At 60.3% G+C, this 22,536-nt stretch carries 18 protein-coding genes; 11 read left to right on the top strand and 7 right to left on the bottom strand.

Annotation, left to right across the window (positions count from 1 at the left end; all coding sequences use genetic code 11):
- The first annotated feature begins 56 nt into the window (after positions 1-56).
- The 8 genes from A6D6_RS03015 to A6D6_RS02980 all read left to right on the top strand — a co-directional run bounded on the left by A6D6_RS03015 (position 57) and on the right by A6D6_RS02980 (position 12,525).
- Positions 57-1,082: a FecR domain-containing protein gene (locus A6D6_RS03015; RefSeq protein ID WP_159659884.1), complete on the top strand. Its 1,026-nt coding sequence runs from the start codon at positions 57-59 to the stop codon at positions 1,080-1,082.
- Positions 1,083-1,124: 42 nt separating this feature from the next.
- Positions 1,125-3,461 (top strand): CHASE2 domain-containing protein, encoded by a 2,337-nt coding sequence (locus A6D6_RS03010; RefSeq protein ID WP_159659883.1) that lies wholly within the window; start codon positions 1,125-1,127, stop codon positions 3,459-3,461.
- A gap of 527 nt (positions 3,462-3,988) precedes the next feature.
- On the top strand, positions 3,989-4,246 hold the full coding sequence (locus A6D6_RS03005; protein WP_063140318.1) for a DUF4212 domain-containing protein: 258 nt from the start codon (positions 3,989-3,991) through the stop codon (positions 4,244-4,246).
- A gap of 29 nt (positions 4,247-4,275) precedes the next feature.
- Positions 4,276-6,072 carry a sodium:solute symporter family protein gene (locus A6D6_RS03000; RefSeq protein ID WP_159659882.1) on the top strand — a complete coding sequence of 599 codons (1,797 nt, stop codon included), beginning with the start codon at positions 4,276-4,278 and terminating at the stop codon, positions 6,070-6,072.
- Between the two features lie 192 nt (positions 6,073-6,264).
- Positions 6,265-8,079 carry a DUF294 nucleotidyltransferase-like domain-containing protein gene (locus tag A6D6_RS02995; protein WP_159659881.1) on the top strand — a complete coding sequence of 605 codons (1,815 nt, stop codon included), beginning with the start codon at positions 6,265-6,267 and terminating at the stop codon, positions 8,077-8,079.
- A gap of 17 nt (positions 8,080-8,096) precedes the next feature.
- Positions 8,097-8,702 (top strand): 3'-5' exonuclease, encoded by a 606-nt coding sequence (locus tag A6D6_RS02990; protein WP_133491861.1) that lies wholly within the window; start codon positions 8,097-8,099, stop codon positions 8,700-8,702.
- Between the two features lie 27 nt (positions 8,703-8,729).
- Positions 8,730-8,951 carry a hypothetical protein gene (locus tag A6D6_RS02985; protein ID WP_159659880.1) on the top strand — a complete coding sequence of 74 codons (222 nt, stop codon included), beginning with the start codon at positions 8,730-8,732 and terminating at the stop codon, positions 8,949-8,951.
- Positions 8,952-9,060: 109 nt separating this feature from the next.
- Positions 9,061-12,525 carry a hybrid sensor histidine kinase/response regulator gene (locus tag A6D6_RS02980; RefSeq protein WP_159659879.1) on the top strand — a complete coding sequence of 1,155 codons (3,465 nt, stop codon included), beginning with the start codon at positions 9,061-9,063 and terminating at the stop codon, positions 12,523-12,525.
- 113 nt (positions 12,526-12,638) lie between these two features.
- On the opposite strand, the gene A6D6_RS02975 is transcribed toward A6D6_RS02980, so the two are convergent.
- The 5 genes from A6D6_RS02975 to A6D6_RS02955 form a co-directional block, all read right to left on the bottom strand.
- On the bottom strand, positions 12,639-13,289 hold the full coding sequence (locus A6D6_RS02975) for a response regulator (RefSeq protein WP_201303697.1): 651 nt from the start codon (positions 13,287-13,289) through the stop codon (positions 12,639-12,641).
- Between the two features lie 206 nt (positions 13,290-13,495).
- Positions 13,496-13,894, bottom strand: a complete 399-nt coding sequence (locus A6D6_RS02970) for an ectoine synthase (protein WP_133491865.1) — start codon at positions 13,892-13,894, stop codon at positions 13,496-13,498.
- Positions 13,895-13,959: 65 nt separating this feature from the next.
- Positions 13,960-15,252, bottom strand: a complete 1,293-nt coding sequence (gene ectB, locus A6D6_RS02965; RefSeq protein ID WP_133491866.1) for a diaminobutyrate--2-oxoglutarate transaminase — start codon at positions 15,250-15,252, stop codon at positions 13,960-13,962.
- 28 nt (positions 15,253-15,280) lie between these two features.
- Positions 15,281-15,814: a diaminobutyrate acetyltransferase gene (gene ectA, locus A6D6_RS02960; protein WP_133491867.1), complete on the bottom strand. Its 534-nt coding sequence runs from the start codon at positions 15,812-15,814 to the stop codon at positions 15,281-15,283.
- A 4-nt stretch (positions 15,815-15,818) separates the two neighbouring features.
- The gene (locus A6D6_RS02955) at positions 15,819-16,352 is read right to left on the bottom strand and encodes a MarR family winged helix-turn-helix transcriptional regulator (RefSeq protein ID WP_133491868.1); all 534 of its coding nucleotides are present in this window, start codon (positions 16,350-16,352) and stop codon (positions 15,819-15,821) included.
- Between the two features lie 195 nt (positions 16,353-16,547).
- Between A6D6_RS02955 and A6D6_RS02950 the strand changes: the two genes are divergently transcribed.
- From A6D6_RS02950 to folE2, 3 genes are all read left to right on the top strand, one after another.
- Positions 16,548-18,011, top strand: a complete 1,464-nt coding sequence (locus A6D6_RS02950; protein ID WP_159659878.1) for a sodium/proline symporter — start codon at positions 16,548-16,550, stop codon at positions 18,009-18,011.
- Positions 18,012-18,034: 23 nt separating this feature from the next.
- A complete protein-coding gene (locus A6D6_RS02945; protein ID WP_133491870.1) occupies positions 18,035-18,970 on the top strand; it encodes a tetratricopeptide repeat protein in 936 nt (311 codons plus the stop codon).
- 365 nt (positions 18,971-19,335) lie between these two features.
- Positions 19,336-20,292 carry a GTP cyclohydrolase FolE2 gene (folE2, locus tag A6D6_RS02940; protein WP_159659877.1) on the top strand — a complete coding sequence of 319 codons (957 nt, stop codon included), beginning with the start codon at positions 19,336-19,338 and terminating at the stop codon, positions 20,290-20,292.
- A gap of 161 nt (positions 20,293-20,453) precedes the next feature.
- Here the strand turns inward: folE2 and A6D6_RS02935 are convergent, their stop codons facing one another.
- Both A6D6_RS02935 and A6D6_RS02930 read right to left on the bottom strand, forming a co-directional pair.
- Positions 20,454-20,972 carry an outer membrane beta-barrel protein gene (locus A6D6_RS02935; protein WP_159659876.1) on the bottom strand — a complete coding sequence of 173 codons (519 nt, stop codon included), beginning with the start codon at positions 20,970-20,972 and terminating at the stop codon, positions 20,454-20,456.
- Positions 20,973-21,149: 177 nt separating this feature from the next.
- Positions 21,150-22,472, bottom strand: coding sequence for a hypothetical protein (locus A6D6_RS02930; RefSeq protein ID WP_159659875.1), 1,323 nt, complete (start codon positions 22,470-22,472; stop codon positions 21,150-21,152).
- Between the last annotated feature and the right edge of the window lie 64 nt (positions 22,473-22,536).

The following is a 22,536-nucleotide window of genomic DNA, read 5'->3' as shown; positions in this document are numbered from 1 at the left end:
AATTTCCAGCATCGCTTCGGCGACGGCCCGGAGGGTGGCCGCCACGGATCGTGGCCATGACACAAGGCGTGATCGGCGGTCTGCTTGGCGGGCTGCTGCTCGCCGGCACCGCGATGGCCGCGCCGCCGCCGGCCAATCCACAGTCCCCATCATCGCCGGGATACCATATCGTGCGTCCCGGCGATACGCTTTGGGATATCGCCGAAGACTATCTGGGGGACGCTCGGGCCTGGCGCCGTGTTCGTGACCTCAATCACCTGTCCGACCCTTACCGTTTGCAACCCGATACCAAGCTGATACTGGAGGAGAACAGCCCTCTAAGTATCGATGTGCTTCACTTGGAAGGTGAGGTCTGGGCCGAGGGCGTGGATGGTGAGCGTCAACAGCTGTTGACGGGCATGCGACTGGATACAACCCAAGCCGTGGTGACTGGTCCTTTCGCCTTTGTATCCTTGCGCCTGGAAGACGGTTCCCAGGTGGTTTTGCCATCCAGCAGCCGGGTTCGATTCGCCAAGGAGCGTGATCGGGGTATTGTCCGCGTCCGCCTGGAGAGCGGCGCGGTGGAGTCCAAAGTCACCTCGCGTCCCGGCGAAGAGCACTATCAGGTGGAAACCCCGGTGGGTATTATCGGCGTGCGTGGTACCCATTTTCGTGTACGGGAACAGACCGGTGCCGCCACCACCAGCGTGCTGCGCGGAGCGGTGGCGATCAGTCACGATGGCCACGCTCAGCAGCAGGTGCGTGAAGGTGAGGGCGGGCGCCTGGACAGCGATGGCCGGTTGATGCGTGTCGCGTTGTTGCCCGCGCCCACCTTGCTGCCCGACTGGCGTGGCGCGGGCGGGGTTCTGCACGCCCGGGTTGAATCGTTACCGGGAGCCGTCCTGTATCGGCTGCAAATGTCCAGGGACAGTGATTTCATCGAGCTGGTACGTGAAGCGGTATCGGATGATGGTGAGTTTAAAGTCGAGGATGTGCCCGCGGGGGCGTACCATGTCCGCTTGTCGGCGGTCGATGCCAATGGCATTGAAGGGCGCGAAGCCCATCATGTGTTTTTCCTGCGCGGGGTGGGTGCCCACCGCTAGGCCCCCTTGCTTTTCGATTCTCCTAGCCAGCAAGCTGTCCTGATGCCCATATTGACCAGCGAAGCATTATTTCGCCGCCTGTTTTTCCAGTGGGGCGTGCTGTTACTGATCGCTCTGGCCGCCACCGGCTGGATGGCGAGCCGTGACTTCGTACAGCTCAATGCGTCGGTCTATGACCATATGATTGCCTGGTCGGATCGGCCGGTGAACGACGATATTCTCATTGTCGCCGTGGACGACCGCAGCCTTCGTGAGATCGGGCGCTGGCCCTGGAGCCGGCTGGTGCACGCGGCACTGTTGGACCGCTTGCATGAGGCCGGTGCCCAGGCCGTGATGATGGATATCCTTTTTCTGGAAGCGGAAGGTGACGGCAAGGCGGACCAGCGCCTGGGCGCCGCCATGGCCCGTGCCGGTAATGTCTATGTGCCCCTGGCGCGGGCTCCGATGTCGACGCCGGGGGCGCCCCCCGTTGTTTATCCGCCTTTGCCTGACATCGCTGACAATGCCGCCGGCATCGGACACATTAATGTGGAAGCGGATATGGATGGCAAGGTGCGGCGCCTGTATCTGTGCGAGGGCGTTATTGATCAGGTGGTACCGCATCTTACCTGGGCGCTGTTCGATTCCCTGGCGAGCAAGGGGTTGGCCACGGGAATGGCGATGCCGGGCGAGGAAACCCAGTCGATACACAACACTCCTTCCTGGCATCGGGATCATCTGGTCCGGGTGCCGTTTCGGGGGACGCCCGGGGCGTTCCCGCGAGTGTCCTACAGCAGTGTGTTGCTCGGCGAGGTTCCGGACGAGCTGCTTAAAGACAGGGTCGTGCTGGTTGGCGCCACCGCCTCCGGCCTGGGAGATCGCTATGCGGTACCGGTATCGGGCCGTATGGGCACCATGGCCGGGGTGGAGATCCAGGCTAATCTGCTCAATGGCCTGATGGATGGCTATGTTATTACCGAGCTGGATAAAGCCACGAGGATATTGCTGTCCATGGTGCCGGTGCTGGCCTTGATGATCGCCTTGCTGGTGTCGCGTTTGCGCTATGTCCACGTCCTGATGGCGTTGATGGCGACACTGACCATGGTGGCATGTGCTCTGGCTTTGCGGTTGGGAGTCTGGTGGCCTCCGGCGGCATCCTTAACCGGACTGGTATTGTTCTATCTGCTATGGCAATGGCGCAGTCAGAGTGTGATCCTGCGTTGGTTCAGCAGTGAGATCGAGTCGCTGAGCAGTGAGCCGAACATGGTGCCGGAGGCGGGCAGTGCTTCCCGCATGCATTGGGGCAGTACGCTGCATCGCCGGGTCATGGCCCTGGAAGCCGGTGTGCAACAGCTGCGTGCTTCTCGCCGGTTCGTCACCGACATGCTGGACTCTCTGCCAGTGGTGACGTTTCTGGTGGATGGCGAGGCCAAGGTGAAGGCCGCCAATCGAAAAGCCCGCTGGCTGGTGGGAAATCCCGCGGGGGTGGAGAGTTGGAAGTTGCGGGATGCGTTGCTGACGGTGGTGCCGGCGGATGCAGTGCCGGTGTTCCTCTCCGAGGGCGGGCGTTTCGCCGATGTGCGTCACTGGCACGGCCAGGCCTTTTTTGATCGCTGGGGGAATCACTATCGTATGGAAGTGGCGCCGCTGTGGACGGCGATTACCCTGGACGCGGGTTGGCTGATCAGTCTGGTGGATATGACCGGCGAACGCCGCGCGGCGGAGCAACGGGCTCACATGTTGCGGTTCCTGTCCCATGATATGAAGGCACCGCAGGCCAGCATGCTGGCCCTGCTTGATATGCAGAACGGTACCGCGGCGTTGCCAGAGCGGGAATTTCATGCACGTCTGGAGCGACAGGTACGATCCGCCCTGGACATGATCGAGGACTTCATGCAATTGGCCAAGGTGGAATTCGGCGCCTTGGATTTCCGGGAGGTGCTGCTGGCCAATATCGCCATGGATGCGCTGGATCGGGCCTGGCCCTTGGCTCAGGCCAAAGGTATCCAGTTGGAAAGCGATAACCTTGACGATGATGGCGGGCCGATTTGGGGTGATCAGGGGTTCCTGGTACGGGCGGTGTTCAATCTGCTTGAGAACGCGATCAAATACAGCCCGCCCCGAAGCGTGGTGACGTTGTCGGTTTTGCAAAGCGGCGACAGAGTGATTTGTCAGGTCAGCGACCAGGGGATCGGTATCGCCAGCCACGACATTCCCTACCTGTTTGAAAGCTATCGCCGCTTCGATGCCGATAACATGGCCACCGGTCTGGGGTTGGGACTGGCCTTCGTGAAGACGGTGATGGACAAGCACAATGGTGAGATCCAATGCCGGAGCGTGGTGCGGCAAGGCTCCACGTTTACCTTGAATTTTCCCGCCTACTCGGACGCCGGCGACTAGGGCCTGTTCACACTATTTGCACCGCGACAGGCGCGGTGCAAATAGTGTGAACAGGCCCTGGCGCCGCCGGCCCCGCCCTTCGACTAAAGTCATACTGTCGCGCCATCCGGCTTTGTTTAGTCTCTTATCTTAGAGCCTGTTCATGATCTCTACGCCACCGCGCCGGAGTTCCCTTCTCCCCTGGTGGAAAGTGTCGTCAGGGCGTGATTTCGATTGTGCGGTGTAGTCGTTCTACATAAACAAGCGTAATCGCGGTCTAAAGAAAGTGGCCCCGGCCCTTCGGGTTGCGCTGGAAAAGCCGCCAGAGGACGCTGTGGCCTTTGACTTTGGCCCACCAGAGCCTGCAGTCCCCAACGCCCTCTGGCGGCTTTTCCAGCAGCAACGCGGTGGCGTAGAGATCATGAACAGGCTCTTAGATGCGGACCGTCCGTGCCTGTCCGGTGAAAACCGGGCGCGTATGTCGAGACGGGGTCGCTGTCAGTGCCGTCATCGTCACTGGGAATCGTCACTGGGAAAGGGGTTAACTAATGAGAGAAAAAAACGCCCGCGACTATTGGGCCGCCAACCTGAGATTGATCTTCTCCTATCTCGTTGTCTGGTTTGTTGTTTCCTACGGCTTCGGCATCCTGCTCGTGGATCAACTGAATGCCATCCAGTTTTTCGGCTTCAAACTCGGCTTCTGGTTTGCGCAACAAGGATCGATCTATGTGTTCCTGATACTGATCGTCATGTATGCCCACTCCATGAACAAACTGGATAAGAAATTCGACGTGGACGAGCAGTAAACCAGCTCGATAACAATGAGGATAAGAGTATGGATGTCCAGCTTCTAACCTATATTTTCGTGGGCGCGTCGTTCGCGCTCTATATCGGCATTGCCATCTGGTCGCGGGCCGGCTCCACCAAGGAGTTCTACGTGGCTGGTGGCGGTGTCTCTCCGGTGGCCAATGGTGCCGCCACGGCGGCGGACTGGATGTCGGCGGCGTCTTTTATTTCCATGGCGGGGATTATCGCCTACGCCGGCTATGACGCTTCCGTATACCTGATGGGCTGGACTGGCGGCTATGTGCTCCTGGCGATGCTCCTGGCGCCCTACCTGCGCAAGTTCGGCAAGTTCACCGTGCCGGATTTCATCGGTGACCGTTACTACTCCAACGTGGCGAGAACGGTGGCGGTGATCTGTGTGATATTCGTATCGTTTACCTACGTGGCCGGGCAGATGCGCGGCGTTGGTATCGTGTTCGCCCGCTTCCTGGAAGTGGACGTGAACATCGGCGTGGTCATCGGCATGGCCATCGTCTTCTTCTATGCCGTGCTGGGTGGCATGAAAGGCATTACCTACACTCAGGTCGCGCAATACTGCGTTCTGATTTTCGCGTTCCTGGTACCAGCGGTGTTCTTGTCGATCATGATGACCGGCCACGTACTGCCGCAAACCGGATTTGGCGCCACCGTGCTGGACGCTTCCGGCAATGATACCGGCGTTTATCTTCTGGAGCGTCTGGATCAGGTGGTTCAGGATCTGGGCTTTGGCGCTTACACCGACGGTACCAAATCCACCATCGATGTGTTCTTTATCACCGCCGCCTTGATGTGCGGGACCGCCGGCCTCCCTCACGTTATCGTGCGTTTCTTCACCGTGCCGCGTGTACGTGATGCACGGATCAGCGCTGGTTGGGCGTTGTTCTTCATCGCTCTGTTGTACACCTCGGCGCCGGCGGTGGGGGCCTTCGCCCGTACCAATCTGATCGAAACCGTAAACGGCACCGAGTACAAGGCGTTGCCCGGCTGGTTCTACAACTGGGAAAACTCCGGTCTGATTGGCTGGATGGACAAGAACAACGACGGCCGTGTGCAGATGGCCGCGGGCGCGCCGTTCGAGGGCAAGCCGGTTTTCTCTGGCTCCCGCGAGGAGGCCGCTGGTCCGCAAGGGGAGCGTGTGCTGACCAATACCCCCACGGATAACGCCTCCGAGGTTTATATTGACCGTGACATTATCGTTCTGGCCAACCCGGAAATCGGCAATTTGCCGGCCTGGGTGATTGCCCTGGTGGCGGCGGGGGGCGTAGCGGCGGCCTTGTCGACGGCGGCGGGGTTGCTGCTGGTGATCTCGTCGGCTATTTCCCATGACCTTTTGAAGAAAACCCTGGTGCCCGGGATCAGCGAGAAACAGGAACTGTTGGCGGCGCGCCTCGCGGCCATCGTCGCCATCATCATCGCCGGGTACTTTGGCATTAATCCACCGGGTTTCGTGGCCCAGGTGGTGGCCTTTGCCTTCGGGTTGGCGGCGGCGAGTTTCTTCCCGGTCATTCTGATGGGCATCTTCTACCGCCGCATGAACAAGGAAGGGGCGATTGCCGGCATGCTGGTGGGGCTGGCCTTCACCTTCGGCTATATCGTCTACTTCAAGTTCATCTCGCCGGAGCTGAACACCGCTGATAATTGGCTGTTTGGTGTCTCCCCCGAGGGGATTGGTACTGTCGGTATGATTCTTAACTTCGTGGTGGCTTTCGCGGTTTCCCGGGTTACCCAGGCGCCGCCGGAACATATCCAGCATATTGTCGAGGACATCCGGGTGCCCCGTGGCGCCGGCGCGGCGGTACAACACTGATCACTGGACCAGGAGTAGATAAATGGGGGCGAGGTGCGATGCGCCTTGCCCCTTTCTCATAGGAAAAGGGCACAGGGGCCGGCTATCAGGAAAAGATCATCGGATAAGCCCATCCCAGGGTTGGCTTATCCGATGGTTTATCCGGCAGTCTTGTTCGATGAAGGAATGGGATTCCGGGAGGACAGGGGCAAGGTGGATCTGAATTTCGAGCAGTTGCCGTTCTCCCTGTTGGGTGAACATGGCCGTGAACGTTTGGGCCAGGCGGTGGAAATGACCTTCCTGGCCGCGGGCACCGTGATTCTCGACGCCGGTGACGCCACCGATTATGTCTATGTGGTTCACAAAGGCGTGGTGGTGGAGCTGGATCCCCATGCTCCGGAAGCGTCCGCCCGGATCGCGGTCTATACCGATGATGATCTGTTTGGCGCCATTACCGTCTTCAATGGCACCAGCCGTTATCGGTTCAAGGTGGAGGAAGAAGCGCTTTGCTATTTGATTCCGGCGGAGCTGTTTCAGTCCTTGTGCAATGAGGAACCTGAGTTCGCGGACTACTTTCAGGCAAGATTGGCGGCGAAAAGCCAGTTACTCGCGGAGCGGCGGGAAGGTGGTGTCACTCTGGCCGGTTTCATGTTGGCGCGGGTCAGTGAGTGCATGCGGGAGCCGGTGCTGTTGCCCGCGGACGGCACCATCGGTGATGCGGCCACGGAGCTGACTCGGCATGGCGTGGACAGCTTGCTGCTGGAAGCCCATGGTCGGGTCGGAGTGATCACCAAAACCGACTTGCTGCGTGGCTTGGTGGAAGAGGAACTGACGCCGCGAAGTCCGGTGTTGGGGTTGGCCTCGTTTTCTCTGGTAACCGTTGATCTGGATGAGTTTCTGTTCGCCGCTCTGGTACGCATGACCCGACACCAGGTGACCCGGGTGGTGGTGATGGCACAGGGGCGCGCCCTGGGCGTGGTGGAGCTACCGGATGTGCTTAGTTTCTTTTCCAGCCGCTCCTACGTGGTGGGTCTGGAAGTGGAACGGGCGGAGGACATGGATGCCCTGGTCTTGGCCAGCGCTCGTTTGCCGGAGCTGGTACGGGCGCTGATGGCACAGGGCGTGCGCATGCGCTTCGCCATGGAACTGATGGCGGCGCTCAATGGCCGCATCATCGCCCGTGCCTTTGAATTCCTGGTGCCCCAGACGCGGGCGACGCAGTGCTGCCTGATGGTATTTGGCAGTGAGGGTCGCGGTGAACAGATACTGAAGACCGATCAGGATAACGGTCTGATTCTGGAAGAAGAGCTGAACTGGCCGGAACTGCGCGAGCTGTCCCGCGCCTTCACCGACACGCTGGTGCGTCTGGGGTACCCCCGTTGTCCTGGTGGCATCATGGTGTCGAATCCGGAATGGGTCGGCACCTTGGCGGATTGGCGCCGGCGTATTCGGCGCTGGGTGGGGCAGGGCGATGACGCCGCAATGATGCGATTGGCGATTCTGGCCGATGCTCATCCGGTGGCGGGGCAGGTGCGTTTGGTGGAACGACTGCGGGACCTGTTATTCGAGCACTGCAGTCACGACGAAATTCTGCTGTCCCAATTTGCCCGTCCGATTCTGCATTTCGCCACGCCTTTGACCTTGTTCGGTACTCTCAAGACCCGCGACCGGACCCTGGATATCAAGAAGGGCGGTGTTTTCCCGCTGGTTCATGGGGTGCGGGCGTTGAGCCTGCGTTATCGCATACGGGAAACCAACACCCTGGCCCGGCTGACGCGCCTGGTCGATGCCGGTCATTTGGAAGCGGAAATGGCGGATGATCTCGGTGGCGCGTTATCGGTGTTTTCCGAGTTGCGACTGCGACAGCAGATGAGATCCATGTCCGAGCCCGGAGCCGCGTTGGATTCCGGCAATCAGGTCAACGTCGCCGGCTTGTCGTCCCTGGAGCGGGATATGCTGCGCGACGCCCTGCATGTGGTGAATGACTTCAAGAAGAGCCTGAGTCGGCGTTTCCATCTTGAGTACTGAATCAGGAGTACCGAACCATGCATACATTGAAGCGTATCTGGCAGCGCCACCGGCACGGCGATGGTCCTTTCTCTCATATGTTCGAGTTACCCTCGGACCCGGATGAGCTGGTGGCGATTGACTGTGAGACCACCGGACTGGATGTGCGCCGTGCCGAACTGGTATCCGTGGCGGCGGTGCCGATCAGTCATGGGCGGGTGAAAGCGGGCGCGGCGCTGGATCTGCACGTTCAGGCGCCGGCATCCCTGGATGCCACGTCGATTCGCATTCACCGGTTGCGGCCGCTGGATCTGCGTGAGGGTGGTGAGGTTCGCCGGGTCCTGGAGCAACTGCTCGCCTTTATTGATAACCGGCCGCTGGTGGGCTGGTGTCTGAGCTTCGATATGGCGATTCTGAATCGTTACACCAAAGCCCTGTTCGGTTTTGAGCTGCCCAACCGCCGTATCGAGCTGAGCAGCCTGTACCAGAAACGTCTGCGTCATCGCCAGCCCGAACAGGTGGCGGATTTGCGTTTTGAGCAGGTGGCGGCGGATCTGGGGGTGCCGGTAATGGGGCGGCACAGCGCGCGCGGTGATGCCACCACGGCCGCGCTGATGTACACCCGGCTGGTGGAAATAGCGTGAACAGGCCCTGGCAAGGAGTGGTAAACCATGGTGTATTTGGAAACGGTATTGTTGGTTCTGGGGCTGCTGGTCGTTCTGGGTACCTACGCGCACTATTGGCGTCGCACCGGAGACTGGCGCGGCGTGGCCCGTTTCTGGGCGCGCGGTATGGCGCTGTCAGTGGCGGAGTTCAAGGCGCAGCGCGCGGGTGTATTGTTATTATTGCTGGCGGTGGTGATTCGCTTCGCGCGTGCCTTGATGCTGTGGTGAGATGGAGCCCTCCGCCAGGGTATCTGCGCTCATGAGCCGCGATTGGCGTGTAAGCGTGCCGGCGTGTTGCGTGTAAGCGTATCGGGCTTGCACACGGTTCGGAGGCAAGGTGGTTTCTCTGTGGCAGTTGGGCGGCCTGGCGCTGCTGTATGTGCTGATTCTGTTTATCATCGCCTGGTGGGGAGACCGGGCCGAGCGGCGTGGTCTGCGGGTGGTGAACAACCCCTGGAGTTACAGCCTGGCGCTGGGGGTATACTGCACTTCGTGGACGTTTTATGGCGCGGTTGGAGACGCCGCCCAAAGTGGCTGGACCTACCTGCCTATTTATCTGGGACCGATCATTACCGTGCTGTTCGGTGCCGCGCTGGTCTACAAACTGGTGTCGGTGGGTAAGCAGCACCACATTACCTCCATCGCCGACTTTCTCGCCGCCCGTTACGGTAAGTCCCGTCAGTTGGCGGTTCTGGTCACGTTGGTGGCGATTATCGGTGTCTTGCCCTACATCGCCTTGCAACTGAAGGCGGTGACCTTGTCGTTCGAGCATGTGCTGGGGGCGGACGTGTCGCCGCCGCTGGATACCGCTTTGGTGGTCACGGCGCTGATGGCGTTGTTCACGCTTTTGTTCGGCACCCGCCACATCGACGCCACCGAGCACCAGTCCGGATTGATGCTGGCGGTCAGTTTTGAGTCCTTCATCAAACTGGTCTCCTTTGTCATTGTCGGGCTCTTTTGCTTGTTTGGCATCTACAGCGGCCCCTTCGACTTGTGGAACCGGGTGACCGCCGACGCCGCTATCCGTGATCTGTTTGAGCCGACCCTGTTTTCCCAGGGATTCGTCACCGCGTTACTGTTGTCGATGCTGGCGATCATTTGCCTGCCCCGCCAGTTCCATGTGGGAGTGGTGGAGAACAACGATCTTCGTCATCTGCGCAGCAGTCGCTGGGTGCTACCGTTGTACCTGCTGCTGTTCGCGGTGTTCGTGTTGCCCATCGTGGCGGCGGGTTTACAGATGCTGCCACCGGGGACCCAGGAAGACATGTTCATGCTGTCGTTGCCCATGGCCACCGGCAATCACGGGCTGTTGCTGGTGGCCTTTATTGGGGGCATCGCCGCCGCTACCGGGATGGTGATCGTTTCCACCATTGCTCTGGCGATCATGTTGACCAACGAAGTCCTGCTGCCGGCCTGGGTGCAATACCGGATCCAGGGCAAGGAGGAACTGTCCGACCTGAGCGGGCAGTTGCGTTTTCTCCGGCGTCTGAGCATCGTTCTGTTGCTGATCCTGGCGTTTCTGTTCCACACCATCATCGATCGCATTCAGGGGCTGGCGCACTTGGGGTTGATCTCCTTCGCCGCCGTGGCCCAGTTCGCGCCGGCGCTGCTGGGGGGGCTGTATTGGCACAAGGGGCACCGCAATGGCGCTTTCGTTGGCATGATCGCGGGATTCGTGATCTGGCTGTACTGCCTGCTGTTGCCACTGATGCTGCCGGATTCGGCGGTGGGCTGGCTCAACCTTCATGGCCTGATCGGGCTGGGTATATTGAGGCCCCATGCCTTGTTCGGTATTGAAGGGCTGGATCCATTGACCCACGGCGTGTTCTGGAGCCTCAGCCTGAATCTGGCCGCCTATATTTATTTTTCCCGGCGTTCTTTCCGTGAGGCGCTGGATGAGACCCAGGCCACGCGCTTCGTCGATACCCCCACGGATTGGTGGCGGGAGAAGATGGGGCACCCGCTGATCTCCACCGCGGAATTGCTGCAAGTGTGTGAGAGAGGGTTGGGGCACCCCCGCGCGCGGACCTTGTTCTTCGATTATCTGGAGCGGCGTCAGGTGCCAGCGGATCTGCAGCTGCCGGCGCCGTTGCATCTGGTTCGCTATGTGGAGCGGTTGCTGGCCGGTGCCATGGGGGCGTCCACCGCGCGTATCGTGATGGGTTCTCTGCTGAGCAAACAGAATGTGCGCCATGATGAGATGGTGCGGATCATGGATGAAGCGTCCCAGTTGATCCAGTTCAATCACCAACTGCTGCGCACCACCATCGAGACTATCAGCCAGGGAATTTGCGTGGTGGATCGCGATCTTAACGTGGTGGCCTGGAACCAGGCCTACGTGCGGATGTTCGAGTATCCGGAGGGGCTGATCCGCCTCGGAAGGCCGATCGGAGAGGTTTATCGCTATAACGCCGGGCGCGGTTTCTATGATGGTGATGACCTGGAACAGGACGTCAACAAAAGAGTGCAGCTATTGCGTGAAGGCCATGCTCACCGCTTTGAACGGGAGCTGCCCAATGGCGTGGTGGTGGAGGTGCGCGGTAACCCCATGGAGGGGGGCGGCTTTGTCAGTACCTATATGGACGTGACCGAACGCAAGCGGGACGAAATAGCGCTGCGGCAGATCAACGAGAACCTGGAACAGATGGTGTCCGAACGCACCCGCCGGTTATCGGAACTGAACGCCAGGCTGGAGCAAGCCAATGAAGGCAAGACCCGGTTCCTGGCGGCCGCCGGCCACGATCTGATGCAGCCGCTTAACGCGGCGCAATTGTTCGTGTCGTCCCTGGGGCAACGGCTCGGCCGGAAGGAGCAGGATTTCGCCTACGAAACCGAAGTGCTCGGTCATATCGACAGCTCGTTGCAGGCCGCGGAGCAGATTATTTCCGCCTTGCTGGAAATCAGTCGGTTGGACACCGGCACCATGCCCTCCCACCCGGCGCCGGTGAGTCTGCGGCCGTTGATGCAGCAGCTTGGACAGGAATTCGGCGTGCTGGCCAGGGATCAGGCGCTCAGCCTGCATCTGGTGGCGGCGGAGGTGGAGGTGCGGACCGATCCCACTCTGTTGCGGCGGGTGTTGCAGAATCTGTTGTCCAATGCGGTGCGCTACACCGATCGCGGCAAGGTGTTATTCGGCTGCCGCCGCGATGGCGACTGGGTTCGTATCGAAATCTGGGATACCGGACCGGGTATCCCCGAGGATCAATTGACCCAGGTGTTCCGGGAATTTCTGCGCTTGCCGCAGCAGGGCCGCCGGCAGGTGAAGGGGCTGGGGCTTGGACTGGCGATAGCCGACCGTATTTGCCGCCTGTTGGAGCATCCGCTGACGGTGCGTTCCTGGCCGGACAAGGGCACCGTATTCACGGTTTCGGTGCCCCGCATCCGGTCGCAAACACCGACGGCCGCGCCGGTGGATATCATCGAGGAACCGCAGAGGGACATTCAGGGCATGCGGGTGTTCTGTGTCGATAATGACGCCGCTTTACTGGCCAGCCTGGAAGCCTTGTTTCGTGCGTTGGGATGCGAGCCGGTGGTGGCCGGTTCGGTGGGTGAGGCGATGGAGAAGGCAAGGAGCCAGCCAGCGCCGGATCTGCTGGTGGTGGATTATCAGCTGGATCATGGCGAGACCGGGTTTCAGGTGATCGAGGCGCTGGACGGCTATTGGGACGATGTGGTGCCGGCGGTTCTGATCACCGCCGACCGGCGGCCGGAGATCCGTACCATGGCGGAGGAAATGGGAGTGCAGTTCCTGCAGAAGCCGGTTAATCAGGATGCCTTGCTGGCGGTGCTGCGGGCGTTATAGCGGTGGTGCATGCCGATTCGCCGCCAAGGCAGCTTCCCACAGAGAGGACACAACGCCGCTGTGGGAAGCTGCCTTGGCAGCGAATGCCTGGGTGGTGTTGTGACGGGCCCGGGTCAGAGATCGCCGGGGGCATCGATGGCCAGATCCTTGAGGGCCAGCACCGCTTGAGTCCGGTTGCGAACGCCGAGTTTGCGGAAGATGGCGGTCATGTGCGCCTTGACGGTGGCTTCCGACACATCCAGTTCGTAAGCGATCACTTTGTTCTGCATGCCTTCCAGCAGCATGCCCATGACGCGGAATTGTTGCGGTGTCAGGCTGGTGATGCGCTCGCGCATGGCGGTGTAGTCGGCGAGATCCGGAGGGCGAGGCCCGCGGGCTTTTTCCGGGACCCAGCGCTCGCCGTTCATGATCCGTTCCAGCGCTTCGGTCATGGCGTCCACCGAGGCGGATTTGGGAATGAAGCCGTCCGCGCCGAAGTGCAGGGCCCGTTGAATCACGGCGACCTCTTCGTTGGCGGAGATCACCGCCAGGGGCACCCGTTGATGGATATCACGCAGATAGACGAGACCGGAAAAGCCGTGCGTGCCCGGCATGTGCAGATCCAGCAGGATCAGATCGAACACGGTTTCGTCCTGGCCCAGGCGCTCCAGCGCCGCCAGGGAATCGGCTTCGATAATACGGGCATCGGCAAAACTGCTTTCCACCGCCTGGCGCAACGCGGCGCGAAACAGGGGGTGGTCGTCGGCGATCAGTATTTTCATTATGGGAGCCTGCGATACTGTCGCGCCGCAGTATAACTCCCATAAGTATCGCGCGTATACGCCGGCACGCCCCACGCTCCTCCTCCTGCTCGGGGATCATGGCGTAGGGGGCAGTGACGATCCGCAAGGTGATTTTCGCGGAAAAGCGCTATAGGGTTTTGCGTGCGCCCGCGAAGCGGGCGGCGTGTTGCGTGCAAGCGTGTCGGCAGTCAGTCCAGGTCGGCGGGGTAAACGCCGTTTTCATCGTGGACTTCCTTGCCGCTCAGCGGCGGAGTGAAAGCGCAGGCCACCACCATATCCTCATTTTCACCGCCGTACAGATAGTGCTCGTCATGTTGGTCGAGCAGGTAAATAGTGCCGGGGGTCAATTCATAGACATCACCGCTCTCGACCAGCTCGATTTTGCCCTTGCCGGACATCACGTACACCGATTCCCAATGGTTGGCGTATTTGATATGGGTCTTGGTGCCCTTGAAGATGGTGGTGATATTGAAGGAGTGGCCCATGCCGTCTTCCTTCAGGGACAGCCGAACGGACTGCCAGTTACCATTTTCCGCGACCACGCGGCGTTCGGTTTTCTCGGCTTCCGCCAGAGTACGTACGATCATTAAAGTGGCTCCAGAGTATGACAGGGGAGAAAGGCGCTCCCCCGGGCGGGGGAGCACGAGGGGGATCAGCCTACGGAATGTGCTTCACCACGCTTGACCCGGTCGGTCATGACCTCGGTCACGCTGTCCTTGAGAATCTCCATGGCGCGGTTCAGGTCTTCCTCGCTGATGATCAGCGGGCACAGGGTTTTGATCACCTGGCCGTCGGCACCGGAGGTTTCAATTACCAATTTGCGCTTGAAACAGGCCTTGGTAATTTCCTCGGCCAGCTCGCCGTCGCGGCAGACCAGGCCTTGCATCATGCCGCGCCCGTTCAGGTAGAACCAATGATCATCGTAGCCGCGGGCGATGTCGCGGAAGCGTTCGGTGATGATATCGGCTTTTTTCCGTACTTCCTGGGCGAACTTGTCGTCGCGCCAGTAGTGATTGAGGGCCGCGGCGGCGGTCACGAACGCCAGGTTGTGGCCCCGGAAGGTACCGTTGTGCTCGCCGGGTTTCCACTGGTCCAGTTCCGGTTTCAGCAACACCATGGCGAACGGCAGGCCATAACCGCTGAGGGACTTGGACAAAGTGATGATGTCCGGGTTGATACCCACTTCATCAAAGCTGAAGAAGCTGCCGGTACGGCCGCAGCCGGCCTGGATGTCGTCCAGGATCAGCAGCATGTCATGTTTGCGGCACACCTTCTCCAGGTTACGTAGCCATTCAAAGCTGGCTGCGTTGATGCCGCCTTCGCCCTGCACCGTTTCCACGATCACGGCGGCGGGGAAGTCCACGCCACTGGAGGAGTCGCCCAACACCTTGTCCAGGTACTCGGTGGTATCGAAAGCATCTCCCAGATAGCCGTCGTAGGGCATGCGATTGACGCCGCCCAGAGTGACGCCGGCCACGCCACGGTGGTGGCTGTTCCCGGTGGCGGCCAGGGCACCCAGGGTGACACCGTGGAAGCCATTGGTGAACGCGATGATATTATGACGGCCCTTGATGTTGCGGGCGATTTTCAGCGCCGCTTCCACCGCGTTGGTGCCGGTGGGGCCAGTGAACTGCATCACGTGGTCCATTTCGCGGGGCTTGAGAATCACCTCATAAAAGGTGTCCATGAACTCCCGCTTGGCGGCGGTGTGCATGTCCAGGCCATGGACGATGCCGTCGCGCTGGATGTACTCGAGCAGCTTCTCTTTCAGGACCGGGTTGTTGTGGCCGTAATTGAGCGTGCCGGCTCCGGCCAGGAAGTCGATGTATTCCGCGCCGGTTTCATCGTACAGGTAGCTGCCCTTGGCCTGGTCGAAGACCACCGGGAAGCTACGGGCATAGCTCATTACTTCCGATTCGTGGCTTTCAAAAATGTCGGTATCCATGGTTCCGTCGTCCTCTCTGAATTCGTTTTCAGGCGTCGTCCCGGTTGAACGGGCCGATGCGCAGCAGATGCTCATCCTGATGCTGGCCGGCGAAGTGCAGGCGCGAATCGAACAGGATGAATTCCTCGGTGGGCATGCGGCGCTCATAGGCGAAGCTGCGGAACATCCCCCAGGACGCTTCGTTGTCCGGGGTGATGGTGGTTTCGATGTGGCGCACATCCGCGGCTTCGTCGCGCTCCAGCAGGGCGGCCAGCATGCGTTTGGCAAGACCCCGGCCCCGTGCTTTCTCATGCACGGCCACCTGCCACACGAACAGGGTGTCCTGCTGCTTGGGTGGAAGGTAGCCGGAGATGAAGCCGACCAGGTCGCCATCCAGTTCCGCCGCCACCGAGGTGTCGGCGAAATGGGTGCATTGCAGCAGGTTGCAGTAGACGGAGTTCTCATCCAGAGGTTTGCACTCCGCGATCAACTGATGCACCCGGGGGCCGTCCTGGCTTTCCGGCTTGCGCAGGGTCAGGTCGTCGTCCTGGTGTTTTTTGTCGGTCGTGTCGTCTGCAGGCATGGTGTCACTTCTGGTCGGTTTGGGAAGGGGGGCGGTGGCGGCTCCGGCGTTCTTCGGTGACCGGCTGAGCGCGATCGATGGCGCCCAGATCCAGCACTGGTGACGCGTCGATGTCGCCCGCGTTCATCATTGCGGCGACCCGTTGCAGTGAACTGAGAATCAACGTCTGCTCCCAGTCCTGAAGCTGCTCGAAACGGGCCATGAACTCCTCCTGAAGAGGGGTGGGGGCGCGTTCAAGAATGGCGGCGCCCTCGCCGGTGAGCGAGGCGTAAACGCGGCGTTTGTCCTGTTCTCCACGTTTGCGTTCGATCAGGCCCCGTTTCTCCAGGCGGTCAAGAATGGTGGTGACCGTGGCCTGGCTCACTGATACCTCATTGGCGATGTCGCCCATGGTCAATTCCCCATGGGGCTTGATCGCTTGCAATACCAGCAGCTGAGGCGCGGTGAGACCGGCAACCTTGCTCAACTTCCGGGAGTACAAATCGGTGGCGCGAATAATCTGTCGTAACGCGATCAACACTTCGTCGTGTCTGGCCATGTCCGTGTATTGCCTTGATAGCGAATCAATATGACTGAAAAAAGAAAAACGCAATTTCGAGTTGAAAGGGATTTTTTCGATCGGTTTCGGCTAACCAGGCGGCAAGGCCGGGACCTCCGTGGCTCAAAGTGGTAGGCTAGTTTAGAGATATAATATTTAGATGTCAAAGTAATTGGCTGTTCGGGGAGGCGCCTGATGGTTCTGGCGAGCTTCATTGGCTTCATGTTGTTGTTCCTTCTGATCGGCTTTGCTTCGGTGCTGGTGCGCTCCCGAAGCCAGGCCGATTACCTGCTCGCCGGCTCGGGCGTGGCACCGTCCCTGACCGGACTTTCCGCCGTTGCCACCAACAATTCCGGCTTCATGTTCATCGGCGTGATCGGTTACACCTACGCTACCGGGTTGCCGGCGTTCACCATGATGGTGGGCTGGATTCTGGGCGACTGGATGGCGTCAACCCTGGTGGCCCGTCGTATCCGTGAAACCGCGGAAAAGCGGGATAGCCTGACCTTTCCGGAGTTGCTGTCCAATTGGGGCGGTGTCGAGTTCAAGGTATTGAAGACGGTGGCGGCGGTCATCGCGGTGGTGTTGCTGGGTGTCTACGCGGCGGCTCAGTTCAAGGCTGGTGGCAAGGCGTTGCACGCCCTGTTTGACTGGGACACCCGTACCGGCGCGATCATCGGCGCTGTGATGGTGCTGTTTTACGGCTTTTCCGGCGGGCTGCGTGCCTCGATCTGGACCGATGCGGCGCAGTCGGTGGTGATGATCGTGGCCATGACGGTAATGTTGTGCACCGCCGTGTACATGGTCGGTGGTTGGGAAGCCGCCTGGACCGGGCTGCATGGTGTTTCCGATCATTTCTTCCGTTTCTTTTCCGAGGCGAGCCTGACGCTGGGGTGGCAAGGGCCGGTGCTGTTTCTGGTGGGCTGGACGTTCGCCGGTGCCGCGGTGATCGGCCAGCCCCATGTCATGGTGCGCTTCATGGCGGTGGAGAACCCCGGTTCGGTGCGCCGGGCCCGTTGTTATTACTACGCCTGGTTCATTGCCTTTTACACGCTGGCGGTGGGCGTCGGGATGATGGCCCGGCTGTTGATGGATCAAGGCGTTGTTGACCCGTCGCTGGTAATGAACGCCGGCAATCTGGATGCGGAGCTGGCGTTGCCGGTAATGGCTCAGGAGCTGTTGCCGGATGTGGCCACCGGGCTGGTGCTGGCGGGGCTGTTCGCGGCCACCATCTCCACCGTGGATTCACTGATTCTCAGCTGCAGTGCCTGTCTGTCCCGAGATCTGATGCCAAGCCGTTGGCACGGTTACGGCACCGCCCGTGTCATCACTCTGGTGGTGGTGGTGGCATCCCTGGGTATTGCCCTGTTCGCCAATGAGAATGTGTTTGATCTGGTGTTGTTCGCCTGGGGGATTCTCGGCGCTTCGTTTGGTAGTCTGCTGGTGGTTTACGCGTTGGGTGGCCGTCCCGGTGAGCCGGTGGCGGTGAGTATGGTCGTTGCCGCCACCATGGTGGCGGTCGGCTGGCGCCTGGCGGGGCTTAATGCGACCATGTCGGAGGTTTTTCCGGCGATGGTCGCCGCCTGGCTGGTGTTCGCCATGGGGCACCTCACCGGTTTGGGTGAACGTCGCCCGTTGGAAGGTTCCCAGGGGCAGTAATCAGCAAGAGGAAGAGGTGAATCGTGTTCCGCAAAGCGCTGCTACAGCGGCTTGGCCGTGTTGGCGGAAAAGTCGGTGTGTTGATCGGTTGTCTGATGGTGTCGCTGGCGGTCCAGGCCCAAACCCCGCAGGCTCCGGAAGACGCACGGGAGGCGCCCCGGCCGGAGGCGCAAAGCGAGATTGAACGGGGGGCGGTAATTTCCCAGTTCCGTGAAAACTGGATTCTTGGTGAACTGCGTTCTCTCCGTCAGGACATGATGGAATACCGCAACGAGATGACCAAAGTGGTCACCGACCGGGAACTGGAGGTGGCGGATAAAGCCATGGGCTACGCCACCAATACGGTGACTTACTTCTTTTACCTGATCGCCGGTGCTGCCTCGATTCTGGCGCTGGTGGGCTGGTCCACGATCCGGGATCTCAAGGACAACATCCGTGTTTATGCTGAGAAGGAGATGTCGCGGCTGACCGTGGAATACGAGTCGCGGCTGGCGGATCTGGAGAAGGAGCTGCGCAAGAAATCCCGCACCATTGCCGAGAACCAGGAAGAGATCGAGCGCACCAACGAAATTCACAGCCTGTGGCTGAAGGCCTCCAAGGAGCCCAGCTACAAGGAGAAAATCGAGCTGTACGACCGCATCCTGGAATTGCGCCCGGATGATCCGGAAGCGCTGGCATGGAAGGCGGACGCCGCGCTGGAGCTGGGTGAGCAGCGTTGGGCGCTGAGTCTGTGTGACCGGGTGCTGGAGGTGGATGAAGAAAACTCCCATGCGCTCTACCAGCGCGCCTGTGCCTGGGCCGGACTGGGCGAAATCGAGAACGCCCTGCGTGATCTGGAGCAGGCGGTGAATCAATCGGACGCGCTGCGCCAGCATGCCCGGGCCGAGGAGATGTTCCAGCCGTTGCGGGATCTGCCCCGGTTTCAGGCAGTGGTCGGTGAAGAGCCGCTTGACCCATAGGTCGATGCTGTCGGTGTCATGAGCGAAAACTGTTGGCCGGGGTGGGCCGGCGCTTCGGCCAACATAATGTCTGTATTTTTCCCTTTATATTTCAAGGGGATAACCGTTCAGGTGCCAATCGGTGTCGTAATTCACCGTGCGCCGGTACGGCCATGGGCCCGTAATCAGGGCTTTTCACGGTTATTTTCACATCAGCAATAGGTCTATTTGGCTGAAGGTTTCTGCTACACTCTGCGCCCCTGAATGATTGGACGATGACAGTCGGATTGCCATCAGTGCTGATTCGTTGGGCGCCATTCTGTGTCCCGGCATCCGGTTAGCGCCATCCTGCGTTCCGGTCGTCCTTATCGGAATCGGAGATTTCCATGAAGCGCGAAAGTGGTGCGGATAACACCAAGGCGATGCCTGATGTGGCATCCAACTCCATGGTCGACCATATCGGCGGCACCCTCGACTGGGTCGGCATGAGTGAAATTCACCTGCCCGCACGGGTCAGTGATACCCGGGTCGGCGAACGCCCGGTGAGTACCTCCATTCAGGCCTACGTCAATCTGGCCAATCCGGATGCCAAGGGCATTCACATGTCGCGCCTGTATTTAATGCTGGAAGAAACCTTCGGGGATCACTCGGTGAGCCCGGCTTCCATCGAACAGCTGCTCGGCAATTTCCTGGAAACCCATGAGGGGCTCAGCACCCGTGGTTTCGTGCAGTTCGACTTCGAGTACTCCATGCGCCGCCCGGCGCTCAAGAGCAGCTACGCCGGCTGGAAGAGCTACACCGTGAGCATCAAGGCGTCACTGGGTGAAGAAGGGCTTTGCACCGAGATGTACGTGGAAGTGCCGTACTCTTCCACCTGCCCCTGTTCCGCGGCATTGGCTCGTCAGTTGATTCAGGAAAAATTCCGCGAGGACTTTCAGTCCGGCAAGGTGGATGTGGACGAAGTGTTCGAGTGGCTCGGCACCGAGGAAGGCATTCGCGCCACTCCCCACAGTCAGCGCAGTATCGCGCAGGTGCGGGTGCTGCTCGATAAGGCCGCTGAATCCTTCCCGATCACGGCGCTGATCGACTCCATCGAAGAGGCGCTGAAAACGCCGGTGCAGACGGCGGTCAAGCGTATTGATGAGCAGGAATTCGCGCTGCTGAATGGTCAGAATCTGATGTTCTGTGAGGATGCGGCACGCCGTCTCAAGCATGCGTTGGATCCACAACCTTGCTACCGCGACTTCTGGTTGCGGGTGAATCACCTGGAAAGTCTGCACGCCCACAATGCGGTGGCGATTGTCACCAAGGAAGTGGACGGCGGCTACCTGCCGATTCCGTGACGCTGACGTTCTGACAAAAAACGCGGCCCGTGAGCCGCGGATGAACAGCACGCCGTCACCCCGGGCATGACCCGGGGGCTCCCTCTGGAGGGCACACCGCTTGATGGAAGGAGATGCCGGATCAAGTCCGGCATGACGTGCTTGGTCACCTGGTATGTCGTTCAGAACCGGCCGTTGACGCCGAACGCCAGGTTGTTCACCTCGTCACCGCTACTGTCCACGGCGCGCAGATACTCCACACTCAGAAAAACCTTGGGGCTGACGGTGAAGTCCACCCCCAGACCGAGAGACAGATCGCTGTAGTTCTTGCTGCTGGAGCCGCCGGCGCGATAGTCGTGGGTGGTTTCCACTCGGGTGACGCCGATCAGGCCATAGGGGCGGACCGGCATGGAGTTGGGGAACTGGCCGCGAAAATAGGCGCCGTAGTGGCGGTCTATTTCCACCTTGGTGCCATTGCCCAGACTGTCATCGTCCAGCCCCAGGCCGATGCGTACTTCACCGCCCAGGGTTTCGGTGCGGTTGATCCAGGTTCCCAGCTTGAACTGCAACGCTGAGGGTTTGGCGCTGCCGCCTCGATCCGGTTCCACCTTGCTGCTCACATAGTCCAGCCCGGCGAAGCCGCCGGCGTTGGCGATCATTGGCAGAGCGAGGCAGACGGCCAGAAGCCAGGTTTTCTTCATCACAACAATCCTTTCATTACAACCACGATAGGGTACTGTCATTGTAATGAAGTTTGCTGCGTAAGAAAGCCAGGTGCAGCCCGGCGGGCTCCCACAGCGGCTCCGTGGCCTCTCTGTGGGAAGCGAGCTTGCTCGCGAACAGGCGCCGGACGCCAAACGTCCGGCGCCGCTTACCGCTTAATGCTCGTGATCGTGCTCGTGATCGTCTTCTTCCTCGCCATGATCATGGTCATCGTGCTCTTCGGCGATGCCGGTCCAGACCAGGCCCAGCGGGGCGAAGCCCAGGTCGGTGACGACCTCGCTGACTTCCAGGCTTTCCAGCTCCACCCGCAGAATGGCGCCGGCGACTGGATCGGAAACGAACAGTTCATGGCCGTCACTGCTGAATGCCAGTGCCGGAGCGGAGGTGCCGGTGGCCGGAACCTGGTCCAGCAAAGAAGTGTGGCCGTGGTGACTCCAGTCCGCGGTGTCGATCACATGGAGTTCACCGCTGTCGTCAACAATCACCAGATGTTCACCATGAGGATCCAGGCCATAAGCCAGTGGTTTGGCATCGGCGGCGGCGCCTTCGCGCCAGGTCAGCAGCTCGGCGTCGGTGGCCTCGGGCTCAATCCGGTAGAGATTGTAGTCGGGGTAGGAAAACGCGACGAAGTCGGTCAGGTCGCTGTTGCCCAGAATGGTCACCAGACGTTCTGGCGCGTTGACTTTGTGATCGTGGAAGTGATCGCCATGCAGCTCCGCCACCAGGGCGCCATCTTCGCAGCCAAACACCGAGTGGCTGGTGTTGGATGCGCCACCGTGCAAGCCGGGGCAAGTGGTACCAAGCAGGCCTTGGTCGTGGAAATGGTCACCATGCAGTTGGAAAAGCCGGATGCCGTCGGCACTGCCATCGCCGTCGCTGTCATCGCTGCTCAGTACCCATTCGCCGAGCGGCTCGGCGATGCCGTGGTGGGCGTTTGCCAGCTCCTGACTGGCCAGCACACTGGTATTTTCCAGAGTGGTGTCGTTGAACAACTGGAACCCGCTGTTCTGGCTGGTGGCGCTGTCACCGTCGAAGAACAGGGCGGCAAGGCCGTCATTAACGCGGTAATGGGTGGGGCTGGAACCGAACAGCTCCTGGCCGGTCAGTGACGGGGTGTCGGCATGAGCGTGATCGCCGTGCAGGTAGATACCACTATCGAGGACCTGTACCTGGTCATCATCGCGCTGGATAATCAGCGCGTAACGGTTGCCCGGGCTGGCGTACAGCGCGGTGGGCGGATAGGTCAGGGCGAAGTCGGCAAGCGCACTGCCTTCTTCCAGATCATAGACGTGGACGCGGGAGTTGGTGCCGGCGGCTTGTGTGAATACCAGGCGGCCAGCGCTTTCCTCGTGGTCATGGTCGTGATCGTCGCCGCCTGGGAGAGTGGTGCTGCCGGTGTCGTTATTGCAGGCGGCCAGCAGCAGGGCCAGGGTCAAGGCGCCGAGGCGGGGCAGGGCGGAGTGATGTGAGCTGTTCATGTATCGTTCCTGAATTCGTTACGGTTTTATGACGTTATAGCGTTTCAGCAATGAGGCGCGCCGG

This window comes from Alcanivorax xiamenensis, from assembly GCF_009846745.1.
Classification (GTDB): domain Bacteria; phylum Pseudomonadota; class Gammaproteobacteria; order Pseudomonadales; family Alcanivoracaceae; genus Alloalcanivorax; species Alloalcanivorax xiamenensis.
Note: the sequence above shows the minus strand (reverse complement) of the source record. Positions and strands in the feature narration are given on the sequence as shown.

Bases quoted from the DNA above. Each gene is read 5' to 3' on its own strand.
- A6D6_RS03015 (WP_159659884.1), top strand. From the start codon at position 57: ATGACACAAGGCGTGATCGGCGGTCTGCTTGGCGGGCTGCTGCTCGCC.
- A6D6_RS03010 (WP_159659883.1), top strand. From the start codon at position 1,125: ATGCCCATATTGACCAGCGAAGCATTATTTCGCCGCCTGTTTTTCCAG.
- A6D6_RS03005 (WP_063140318.1), top strand. From the start codon at position 3,989: ATGAGAGAAAAAAACGCCCGCGACTATTGGGCCGCCAACCTGAGATTG.
- A6D6_RS03000 (WP_159659882.1), top strand. From the start codon at position 4,276: ATGGATGTCCAGCTTCTAACCTATATTTTCGTGGGCGCGTCGTTCGCG.
- A6D6_RS02990 (WP_133491861.1), top strand. From the start codon at position 8,097: ATGCATACATTGAAGCGTATCTGGCAGCGCCACCGGCACGGCGATGGT.
- A6D6_RS02985 (WP_159659880.1), top strand. From the start codon at position 8,730: ATGGTGTATTTGGAAACGGTATTGTTGGTTCTGGGGCTGCTGGTCGTT.
- A6D6_RS02970 (WP_133491865.1), bottom strand. From the start codon at position 13,894: ATGATCGTACGTACTCTGGCGGAAGCCGAGAAAACCGAACGCCGCGTG.
- ectB (WP_133491866.1), bottom strand. From the start codon at position 15,252: ATGGATACCGACATTTTTGAAAGCCACGAATCGGAAGTAATGAGCTAT.
- ectA (WP_133491867.1), bottom strand. From the start codon at position 15,814: ATGCCTGCAGACGACACGACCGACAAAAAACACCAGGACGACGACCTG.
- A6D6_RS02955 (WP_133491868.1), bottom strand. From the start codon at position 16,352: ATGGCCAGACACGACGAAGTGTTGATCGCGTTACGACAGATTATTCGC.
- A6D6_RS02950 (WP_159659878.1), top strand. From the start codon at position 16,548: ATGGTTCTGGCGAGCTTCATTGGCTTCATGTTGTTGTTCCTTCTGATC.
- folE2 (WP_159659877.1), top strand. From the start codon at position 19,336: ATGAAGCGCGAAAGTGGTGCGGATAACACCAAGGCGATGCCTGATGTG.
- A6D6_RS02935 (WP_159659876.1), bottom strand. From the start codon at position 20,972: ATGAAGAAAACCTGGCTTCTGGCCGTCTGCCTCGCTCTGCCAATGATC.
- A6D6_RS02930 (WP_159659875.1), bottom strand. From the start codon at position 22,472: ATGAACAGCTCACATCACTCCGCCCTGCCCCGCCTCGGCGCCTTGACC.